Here is a 9,920-nt window from a genome sequence, read left to right as displayed (position 1 = left end):
GTTGTTGTGGGATGCTTATGCCATCCGATCTTTTCGGCAGTTTTTCCGAACTGTTGAATATTGTTTCTGAACTGTGTCTGGGCGGGGGGTGGCCCTCTTTGTTGGAGCTTGCGGGGGAGGGGAAGCCTCCGCCCGTGAGCGCCCTACGGCGCCCCCCTCTGGCCTGCCGGCCATCTCCCCCACCTGTGGGGAGATTGGCAGCTTCGGCGCCGGCGTTTTTCTGGAACCAGCCTTGAGGCCCCGCATTCTATGAGCAGGGACTTAAGGAGCGTGTCGTGAAAGCGGTTTTGGGCCTGGTCTGCGGCTTCGTGCTGACCCTTGCGGTCTTCGGCAGCGGACTGGGTTTTGCGGCCTGGCTGCTTGCCGCAAAGCCGCCGCGCCAGGCGACGGCCACCGTCAGCGTGGCGGAGCTGTGGACCAAAAAGGCGCGGCCGGTGAACAAGGCCGGGCAGGGCCTCGAACGCCTGCCGGCCAAACAGTCCGCGCCGCCCGACATCCCCGCCAAACCGCAGGAAACACCGCCCGACCCGACGGTCACCGGCGCGATCGCGCCCACGACGACCGAATTGCCGCCTTCGCATCTCGCCTGGTGCGCCAGCCGCTATCGCTCCTACCATCCGGACGACAACAGCTATCGCTCCTACAGCGGGCAGCTGCGCCCCTGCATCTCGCCCTATCTCCAAGCCGCCGGTCAGGCTGTTTTGCCCGCCGCCGGCGATGGCGACGAAAACGGCGCCGGCCTGGGCGTCTACGTTGCCGACGATGGCGGCGCCGCACTTTCGGCCGACCATGTCGATTCCTGCTTCAGCCGCTACCGCTCCTACCGCCCGGAAGACAACTCCTACCAGCCCTATTCAGGCGGCCCGAGACGGCAATGCCAGTAGCCCCGCGCGCCGCCCGGCATGGCGATCCGATCGCGCGGATTTTCCGGAGCGTCCGCACTGGCGCGGCGTTCAACCCTGACCCCAAGGAGGACTGACCATGAGCGACGACCGGGACGACAGAATTCGTGAGCGCGCCTACCAGATCTGGGAACGGGAAGGCCGCATGCACGGCGACCCTGAGCGGCACTGGCACCAGGCCGAGGCGGAGATCGACCGCGAGTCGGCCCTGCCGCTGACGGCGGATGACGCGCTGCCCGAAACCGGCGAGATCGCCAGCTCCGACGTGCTGGAGGTCGAGGCGCTGGCGGTGCGCACCGGCATATCGGGCGACGAGGCGCAGGAACTGCTCGACCGCCTGGGCAATGACCGCGCGGCAATCGAGCAAGCCGCCCGCAGCCTGAAGGCCAAAAGGCGGCGAAACCCCGATGAGGGACTGGCGAAATGACCGGAAGCTGAGGACAGAACTACCGTTGCGAGGGCTGGCCGGTCACCCGGCCCGAAAGCCCGCGCCTCTGGCGGAGGACGCGGGCCGATCGGACGGCCGATCTTCGGCAGGCGATGGAGGGCACCACCTGCCGCACAGATCAACAATTAGCTCTAGCTAATGTTCCGTCAAGTTGGAACTGAATTTACTTTCGTTTGAATGTCGGCCTCCACCGCAAGTGCGCCGCTGGCCCGGGAATGCATGTGTCCGGCGGGCACCTTGGCTGACGTGGATAGGAATTTTTTCTTGACCGGTGAGGGCAGCTATGCTACATTTTTGCCTATGGTGCTGATTTGCGCCAGTGACCCGCCGCGCAGGCGGGTTTTTTGTTGCCCGCCGCACAGCCGTCACCCGCGAGATTTCTACGCCACGCGTGGTTGAGCCGGCCTGGGCTTGACCATTGTGGCGAGTACGATGCCGGCGACGATGAAGGCCGCACCGACCAGATCGTAATCGTGCAAGCCCTCGCCGAGCAGCAGATAGGCGAGCATGGCCACGAACACCGTCTGCAGGTAGAGCAGCATGCTCGCCCGGCTCGCGCCCAGCGTTTGCACGCTTTTGTTGTAGAGATAGTACATCAAGGCGCCGCCGGGACCTGCCAGATAGGCGAGTGCGAGAAGGCTGTCGACGTCCATGGCGGAGCGTTCGTCGTTGAACAATTCCCACACATGGAAAGGCAAGGCGACCAGCGCACCGGCGCCGAGCAGCAGCACGACCATCGGCAGGAGTTCGATGCCGAATTTGGCACGGCGCAAAAGCACGGTGTAGAGGCCCCAGCAGAACGCGCTGCCGACGATCCACAGCTCGCCGGCGTTGAGCTTGAGTTGCAGCAGCGCCGTCAGGTTGCCATGGGCAACGATGAAGATCATCCCGGCAAGCGCAACCAGGGCGCCAAGCGACTTCCACAGGCCGAGCGGCTCGCCAAGCACAAAACGGGCGAGCACCATCGTCATGACCGGCGACAGCGCCATGATGATGCCGGCCGTGGTGGCGTCGGTGTCGTTGAGGCCGTGGTAGATCATACCTTGGCACAGCGTGAGGCCGATCGCCCCCACGGCGACGACCTCCACGGCGCGCGTTCGCAAAAGCCCGATCATCGCGTCGTGATGACGGTGCACGATCGGCAGCAGGATGGCGCAGGCCAGCGTCAGCCGCCAGAAGCAGAGGCCCCAGGGCGGCATTTCAGGCGCCACCCATTTGGCCGCGATATAGACACCAGCCGAAAGCAGCCAGCACAGCACGGCGGCCGGATAGCCGGTCAGGGAGACCACGGGTTGCGCGGCTTGATGCGCTATCGGCATTGCCTGCATGTCATGCCTCCCCCTTCGACGACCTCGGCCGGACGGGGCAACATAGCCTGTGTCGCTGGGTCGTGCATCCGTTTTGAAAGGCTGAGAAGGAAGCCACGCTCGGCCGTCCTATCTCTTCGACGGAGCGAGGAAGGGTAACGTCCATGGGATTACCAACCTATTGCAGCGTCGTCGTTTCCTTCACCCACTCGACACGGCTATGACGGAACCAGAAGTGAACACCGCAATCCTTTTTCCTCCAGACGGAGGGGTGCAGCGTCGCTGTGCCGTCTTCATGCCGCGTCACTTTCCAGCAGGGTCGCTCGTCGGGCAGCAGATTCATGTGAAGGATGTGGTCGTGACAGCGAGGGCAGAGCATTGCGGCTTGTTCTTCGAAGCCGTCTTCTTCGACAACGTAGAGGGTCTTCTTACGCAATTTTCCAGGGAGTGCGATCCGCACGACGATCGTCTTGTATGGTCGATCGAACCAGCGCCCCGGGAGCGAAAGCAGCCACGCCAGAAACTGAATCAGCCAGGTCATGTAGTCCGCTTTCCGAGCTCTGGTATGCCCAGAAGCGGGCGGACATCGCCGTGGCCCACTTTCGAGGACAGGATAGAGCATATTCCTACTTCGGGCTCGGTGATCAGTTCCATGCTGGCGAGGCTGAACGTAACGCTTGCATACTCCCGATTGACCAGCTCGCGGAACGGGTGAAGCCGGGCGAGGAATTCATCAACGGCAAGTGCCGCGGCCAGCATGTTTACGCTGATCACGGCGGGTCGGCGATTTGCGACACCTCTGATATAGCCGTCTTCGACCTGCAATAGATGCGCCTCGGGATCTGTGCGGCGTAGTCCCGCGGCCGACACGTCATCCATCGAGAACAGATCGCGGCTCATCAGCGACGAGCGGCCTGGCTGTAGGTAGTGGATCGTCCCGCACACTTCCCGAATCTGTCCGCGATTATACCCATCACGTACGGCGTCGAGCCTTATTCCGATGTCGAAGTAGGGGATGAGATACTGGGTTGCGATACAGTTCAGCAGGTAGCGTCCATCAACCGTGTCCATGCAACCGAAGAGCACATCGCATTGTCCAAGCGCACGGACGACGTCCGGGTCCCACAGATTTTGGGCCAGCCGAATGACTTTGGTGCCAACACCGGTTCGGTCGATGGCGTCGCCGATCACGTCGACTTTCTTCCGGCCCAGCCGGGCATCTTCCATTGTGGAGTTGATGATCCGATTGACGTTGCGATCTTCGATCGCATCATCATCGACGATGACAAGTTCGCCGACCCCAAGACGCATCAGCTGCTCGATCACAGGACTGCCCGTTCCCGAGCAGCCGATAACGCCGATGGAAAGCTTGCCAAGGCGTTCGATCGTGCCTTCGTCAAACGCTTGCGCATGCGAGGCGGCGAAACTCGGAACCTCGACGTTGCCGCTGTTCGGATACCAGAAGAGGAGGTCATCGCCCGCCACGCTGATGCAGCTCAAGGAACGCATGACGCCGTAGTCGAGCAGCACGCGGCCGAACATTTCACCAGAAGGCAACATGACCGCGCTGCCGTGCGGGATATTCGCCTCAACCCAGCCGCGGATCATCGGTAGAAGCCGGTGATCGCCGTCATCGTCGATGTCCGAGAATTCAGGATATCCGCCCGGATGGCTGTGCACCTTGATGATAGAAAGCCCCTTCTCGGTGGCTCTCTCCAGGATCGGCGCGATGTAATCGGGACTCCAAACCACGCGAATTGGCGAACGCTCAAGGCACTGATCGTATGGAACCTCATGAATTTCGCGTACCGTCAGCCGGTGCACGCGGTCACCGTTGCGGCGGCCACAAAGAAGAATAGCGACGGCTTCGCAGCCGTCGCCGGGGAAGAGGAAGCTCTTCAGATGAGCGTGCTGATCGCCCGATAGGGCGAGGCTCATTTTGCCGGGCATTTTTCGAACTCTCGCTCAAGCCATTCTTCCACGAGGAAGATATGCGTGCCCAAATTGTCGAAGCCGGGTTTCCACGGGTTCGCTCCCGTGCGGTGCCGCGACCAGCGCTGAAACGTCTTTCCGTCCAGGGCCTGCCGTGCTTCCGTGCGCCCGATCGGTTGCCCGTCGATGCGCTGGAGTCCGGGATAGAAGTAAACCATATCGAGCTGGGCATGCGGATAGCCGGATTCGATCCGGATCGCCGCTATGACCTTGTCATGGTCGTAGCCCTTGGGCACGGGAAAGTCGTGGATAAGCACCCATGGCGATCCGTCGATGATGGTCTCCCACGGACGCTCATACTGCTGGAGGAACGCCTCGTCCTCCTCCCCGAGTTCAAAGTTGCGGCGCAGGGACATCTTGTCAGCCCTCCGTCTGGTCGCGGGGCAAGGCCTTGAACTTTTCGATACCCTTGCGGCGCAGGTCGATAGGTTCGTGCAGCCCGATCTTCTCGGGGCGCTCGCCCGCCATTTTGAGGCGGAGCGTATAGTCCTTGGCGGGCAGGAGACCCGCCAGCGTCAGGATTTCCTCGCCGGTCGGATTCGGCTTCAGGATGACATACGGCTTGCCGTTGACCTGCAGCCGGTATCCTTTCGCGAGCGGGGGCTGCTTGCCAAGCTTGGCGTATTCCTCGAGGTCGATGATGTCGTCGAGGACCTGTTCTTCACCGGGATCGATCCCGTTCTCGTGGGTATCCATTTTTATGTTCCTTCAAGTGGCGATGCCGATCCCTTTGCCGGCAACTTTCTGCATACTAGCAGAAGCTTGCTAAGAACGTCAAGCAGAAATTAGCACGCTTGACAGACTGAGCAAAAAGTGTTATAATCCGAAAGGAATCAAACGGTTATGGTGAAGAATGAATAACACGATTGAACGAAAAACTGAACTGAAGGCAAGCCTTGGGCAGTATTTGGCCTCGATTCGTGAAGACCGCGGCATGAAACTGCGGGAGGTCGAAACAGCCACAAAACGCGAAGTCTCGAACGCGTATTTGAGCCAGATTGAGAACGGCAAGATCAAGAAACCGTCGCCCAACGTGCTCCATGTTCTCGCGCAGGTGTACCGAATAAACTACGAGCAGCTGATGCAGATGGCGGGCTACGCCGTCACTTCGAAGACTTCGGCGCACAAGCCGGCGCGCAACAGCTTTACAGAGCTCAATCTTTCACCCGAAGAAGACGTCAAACTGTTGGAATATCTTCGGTTCCTTCGCAGTTCGAAATAGCCTCCCTATGTCCGCACCGGAATGTCAACCACCGGCCTGATGGGCTCCAGCACCGTGGCGTATTTTCGTACGATCTGGTCGTAAAGATCTGCGATCTTGCGCGCGCGGACTGTCACGGCGAGTGCGTAGGGAAGCTGCTCGGCCGGCGAGAAACTCCGGCCTTCGAGACGCGCATTGTAGTGGATGTCAAAAGATGGCCGGCTGAGACTCTTCGCGTTGAGCCGTCTGCTCGCGTGCAGGCAATTCTCCCATTTCCAGGCATCGCGGCGCAGTTCGTCTTCCCCGGCGCCGAGTCCGGGGTCGCCGAAGAACGACTTGGTATTCGGGTGAACCTGATCGTCTTTCTTGAACTTCTCGTCATGCGGCCGGAAGGTCGCCTGCAAACCCGCACGCGTATAATTGCCGGGATGATGCGGATCAGTGTTGCATTTGTAGCAAAGCGTCGCCGTGATCTCGACCATGCCGGACAATTCGCTGTCGGGCATCGGCACCATCGCCCGAATGTATTTCGCGGGCGAAATTTTGCCTTGATAAATCACACGGATCATATCGTCCTCGCAAAGAACGATGTCGTCGATATTGCGCGCCAGGCGCCCCCAGCCGACTTCGTTGTGCGGAATCTCGCTCGCCTCAATCGAGTGGACGAGCAGCGTTCGCACGGCGAGCAGGTTGAGATTGTGCCCGAAATGTGCGCGAATACCGGTCCCGAGACGGAGCGTGCTCGGAGCGGCGAACGACGTTCCGCCGGTTGGATCCAGTTTGCTGACCCCGCCTTCCGCGACAACGAGAAAAGGTCTTTGCATCGAGCCGCCGAATTCGACAAAATCCGGCTTCACCAAGCCCGGACTGCGGCCGGGGCCTACGGCGCTATATGCCGCTCGCTGCCAAGGCGTATCTGGAGAATCTGCGGCGCCGATCGCGAGTGCGTTGACACAATCAGCCGGCACTTGGATGCGGTTGAACCCCATGGCGGCGTCGCCTTCGCCATTGTTGCCGACGGCGATCGTTGCCAGTGTGTCGGCCTGCGAAAACCGTTCGTCGAGCACTGCGGTCCAGGCATGGACATCGTCGTCCTCAATGGAGAGACTCGGGCCGAGGCTCAGATTGACGAAGTCGTAGTCGGTATTGTTGAGAACGGTGTCGATGCGTTCGAGAACCTCGTAGAGCTCGTGCGGGTTTTGCCCGGGCGTCATATCGAGCACGCGGTAGTGATCGACATTGGAGTAGGGGACCGGCACAGGCTTGGTTGGATCGAGAGGTCCGAATAGCAGCGCCGATGTAACTTGCAGCCCGTGTTTAAGCAGTTCGGGATGTGACGCGCCAACATGCGGACCGTCGATCGCTGTTGACCAAGGGCCAAGCGGATGCGTGGCCGGAAGCCCGCCATCGAATATCGCAGTCTTGATGGATGGGTCGAGGGCGGGTTTCGTTGGCAGCGTCAGTGACTGCGACGGCACGCCGGATGTACGAAAAGCCGGACGGAGAATTCGAAGCCGCGGCATCTCCCGCAACGCGCGAACGATCGTGAACGTGGCGATCTCGTCAGCGAGTGCGACCGGCGCCTCAAGTTCGAGGAAGCACAGCCCGCCTGCATAAAAGCGCTTGTCAAACTTCTGATCGATACCGAGCGACCGGACATACTTTTGAAATGCAGGGAGAGCCTCAGTTTCTCCGAAAAGCTGATCGGTGTGAAGGACGACTTCGAACACCGCGTCCTTGCTTTTGGGAAGCGGACCCTTGATTTTGTCACGCGCCGTCGGAGCGGCAATCTCTTCAATCGTCACCATATCTTCCGCAAGATGCGTCCCGGAGACCCAGGCGGGAAGGGACCGTTCCCACGAACGGAACGCATCCTTTGGGCCAAGCACGAACAGCTCCGTGGTGAGCGTTTCCTGAGGCTCCCGTCCCTTGGATTTCTTGGCTGGCTTGATGCGGCGCGGGCGGCTGCCCACCGCCTGCAATCCAGTCTGCCGAAACAGATCGGACGGATAGAAGGATTTGGCGATATATTCGGGATTGAGTGTCACCGACGCAACGGCCTGACCATCCGGGCATGCCGCTTCCGGCAACTCGTTGAGTGCTTCCACGGTCGCGGCCAGCATGGGCGTCAGCCGCTCACGGGCTTCTGCGAACGTGTAGGGGGCCTGTTTGTTCGGCGCCCCTCCGCGAACGACGACATTGCTCGTTAGTCGTTCGCCTTTTCCCAGGAGGAAATTACGCTTCGCCATTTCGTGCTCGCTTTCCGCGTGACGTCGGCTTTAGCATCGACGTTCCACCACCCCTAATCGTCTCGCGCGCAACGCCCGTGAGTTGCTGCGCCGCCCGTTGCGACATTAGTCCCTCATTCGCAAGTGTACGGGCGAGAGCAATCCTCTCTGGTTTTCCGAGGGTGTCAGGTCGAACAAGATTTGTGAGATAGTCGGTGAGTTCGCCGCCCCGGATTGTAGCGGTGCGACGAGCCGATTTGAGATCTCGGTCAATATCGCTAAACGATTTGCCGAGCAGCGCCCCAGACAAGGCTGCCGCCCATTGATCTGACTTTTCCGTGTGGCCCGCCAAAGCCGCTTGTGCGAAAGAGAATATGCCTCTCGCGTCCGGCATCGGAAATTCGATCGAAAGATCGAAACGTCTCCAGATGGCTGGGTCCAAAAGCTCAGAGTGATTTGTCGCCGCAAGAAGCAGTCCCGTCGCCGGCCAGTCATCGATTTGCTGGATCAAGACCGTAACGAGTCGCTTCAATTCACCGATCTCGCCCCGGTCGTCACGGCGCTTGGCGATCGCATCCAATTCATCAAGGAGGAGAACACAGTCCATCGACTTTGCGTAGTCGAGAACGTGCCGGAGATTTGTTCCGGTGCGGCCCAGATAGCTACTCATTACAGCTGCGAGATCGAGGATAAGCAACGGACGCTTTAGCGCGCGGGCGACCCACCGCGCCGCCATCGTTTTGCCGACTCCGGGCGGTCCAGTGAAGATGGCCGACCGTGTAGGCTCAAGTCCGACCTTCAGGAGCGCCTGCGCGTGTGCGCGCTCGTCAACGATGCGTGATAGCCCTTCGTCCACTTCAGCGGAAAAGATCGGCTCATGATCCAACGCCGGTGTTTCTTCGATCCGCAACAAGGCGAAGCGCGTATCGACGTCGACAGGCAACACAGCCTCCGTTTGCCGACGGAGGGGCGAAGCGCGCGTGGGAGCTTCCCGCATCAACTCCACGAGACCGTTCGACAGGTCTGGTGCATTGTCGCGATGGTTTTTGGCCATCCGATGCACCATCTGCATTACGTCTTGCGTCCGACCTGATAAGGCGATGCGCGCCAGATTGATTATGTCTTTTTCCAATTTCGACGTTGTGGTTGTCACGGCGTATCCATTTCGGCCCAAATCCTCAACTCCGATGAAGCCTACATAGCCGTGGAAGAAAATGAAACCGCCTGCGTGAAATATTCTTCCAATTTCTTATAATATATTGATATTATTATATAAAAATTGGAAGAGATGAAAACGAAATACGTGATGATTTTATGCTTTGCCCCAAAACCCTCCATCTCTTGACCGCGCGCAGCACTGCTGGAAACCTTACTCCACCCCCCTCGCATTAACCATTCATTAACCATTCCCTCGCTAGCGTTTACCTCTCAGTAAGGATTCGCCAGCCGTGACTTTTGCCGCCCCCCTCGAGGCCAAATCCATTCGTTTCCGTGCCCGCTCTTTCGTCGCTTTCACGCTGACGCCCGAAGCGCCTTTGGACGTGTGGCTCGAGGGGCTCGACCACTGGATCGGCAACTCGCCGGGCTATTTTGCCGGGCGGCCGGTGGTGCTTGATCTCAACACCTTGAAGCCCGATGTCGCCGCGATCGAATCGCTGGTCGACGTGCTTGGCCATCGCGGCATCCGCATCTACGCCATCGAGCTCGACGGCCACGCCGCACTCGCGCCCAACCTGCCGCCGGTGCTGGTCGGCGCCAAGGAGGCGACGACGGATGGGCTGCTGCCCCGCAAGGCGCGGGAGGATGTTTCCGAAGAGGGCAAGGCCGAGGGCAGGGCGCCTG

The 9,920-nt window shown here is 60.1% G+C and carries 10 protein-coding genes and 1 pseudogene; 4 read left to right on the top strand and 7 right to left on the bottom strand.

The window, feature by feature from the left end:
* The first annotated feature begins 275 nt into the window (after positions 1-275).
* A complete protein-coding gene (locus EN984_RS10780; RefSeq protein ID WP_127272005.1) occupies positions 276-884 on the top strand; it encodes a BA14K family protein in 609 nt (202 codons plus the stop codon).
* A gap of 97 nt (positions 885-981) precedes the next feature.
* Positions 982-1,329 carry a DUF2934 domain-containing protein gene (locus EN984_RS10775; RefSeq protein ID WP_027035205.1) on the top strand — a complete coding sequence of 116 codons (348 nt, stop codon included), beginning with the start codon at positions 982-984 and terminating at the stop codon, positions 1,327-1,329.
* 401 nt (positions 1,330-1,730) lie between these two features.
* On the opposite strand, the gene EN984_RS10770 is transcribed toward EN984_RS10775, so the two are convergent.
* The 5 genes from EN984_RS10770 to EN984_RS10750 all read right to left on the bottom strand — a co-directional run bounded on the left by EN984_RS10770 (position 1,731) and on the right by EN984_RS10750 (position 5,345).
* Positions 1,731-2,678, bottom strand: a complete 948-nt coding sequence (locus tag EN984_RS10770) for an EamA family transporter (RefSeq protein WP_127272007.1) — start codon at positions 2,676-2,678, stop codon at positions 1,731-1,733.
* Between the two features lie 157 nt (positions 2,679-2,835).
* The gene (locus EN984_RS10765; RefSeq protein WP_127268633.1) at positions 2,836-3,198 is read right to left on the bottom strand and encodes a DUF6527 family protein; all 363 of its coding nucleotides are present in this window, start codon (positions 3,196-3,198) and stop codon (positions 2,836-2,838) included.
* Entirely contained in the window at positions 3,195-4,607 is a 1,413-nt protein-coding gene (locus tag EN984_RS10760) for a ThiF family adenylyltransferase (protein WP_236382736.1), read from the bottom strand. The genes EN984_RS10765 and EN984_RS10760 overlap by 4 nt, the downstream gene beginning before the upstream one ends.
* The gene (locus tag EN984_RS10755; protein WP_127268632.1) at positions 4,592-5,005 is read right to left on the bottom strand and encodes an E2/UBC family protein; all 414 of its coding nucleotides are present in this window, start codon (positions 5,003-5,005) and stop codon (positions 4,592-4,594) included. The genes EN984_RS10760 and EN984_RS10755 overlap by 16 nt, the downstream gene beginning before the upstream one ends.
* A 4-nt stretch (positions 5,006-5,009) precedes the next feature.
* Positions 5,010-5,345, bottom strand: a complete 336-nt coding sequence (locus EN984_RS10750) for a multiubiquitin domain-containing protein (RefSeq protein ID WP_127268631.1) — start codon at positions 5,343-5,345, stop codon at positions 5,010-5,012.
* A gap of 157 nt (positions 5,346-5,502) precedes the next feature.
* Between EN984_RS10750 and EN984_RS10745 the strand changes: the two genes are divergently transcribed.
* Positions 5,503-5,871 (top strand): helix-turn-helix transcriptional regulator, encoded by a 369-nt coding sequence (locus EN984_RS10745; protein WP_127268630.1) that lies wholly within the window; start codon positions 5,503-5,505, stop codon positions 5,869-5,871.
* 5 nt (positions 5,872-5,876) lie between these two features.
* Here the strand turns inward: EN984_RS10745 and EN984_RS10740 are convergent, their stop codons facing one another.
* Entirely contained in the window at positions 5,877-8,099 is a 2,223-nt protein-coding gene (locus EN984_RS10740; protein ID WP_127268629.1) for a S8 family peptidase, read from the bottom strand.
* Positions 8,086-9,231, bottom strand: a complete 1,146-nt coding sequence (locus EN984_RS10735) for an ATP-binding protein (RefSeq protein WP_236382739.1) — start codon at positions 9,229-9,231, stop codon at positions 8,086-8,088. Before EN984_RS10735 ends, EN984_RS10740 begins: the two co-directional genes overlap by 14 nt.
* A 295-nt stretch (positions 9,232-9,526) precedes the next feature.
* Here EN984_RS10735 and EN984_RS10730 point away from each other — a divergent pair.
* Positions 9,527-9,920: pseudogene (locus EN984_RS10730) on the top strand (septum formation inhibitor MinC); the annotation flags it as partial.

This window comes from Mesorhizobium sp. M7A.F.Ca.CA.004.12.1.1, from assembly GCF_003997835.1.
Classification (GTDB): Bacteria; Pseudomonadota; Alphaproteobacteria; order Rhizobiales; family Rhizobiaceae; genus Mesorhizobium.
Note: the sequence above shows the minus strand (reverse complement) of the source record. Positions and strands in the feature narration are given on the sequence as shown.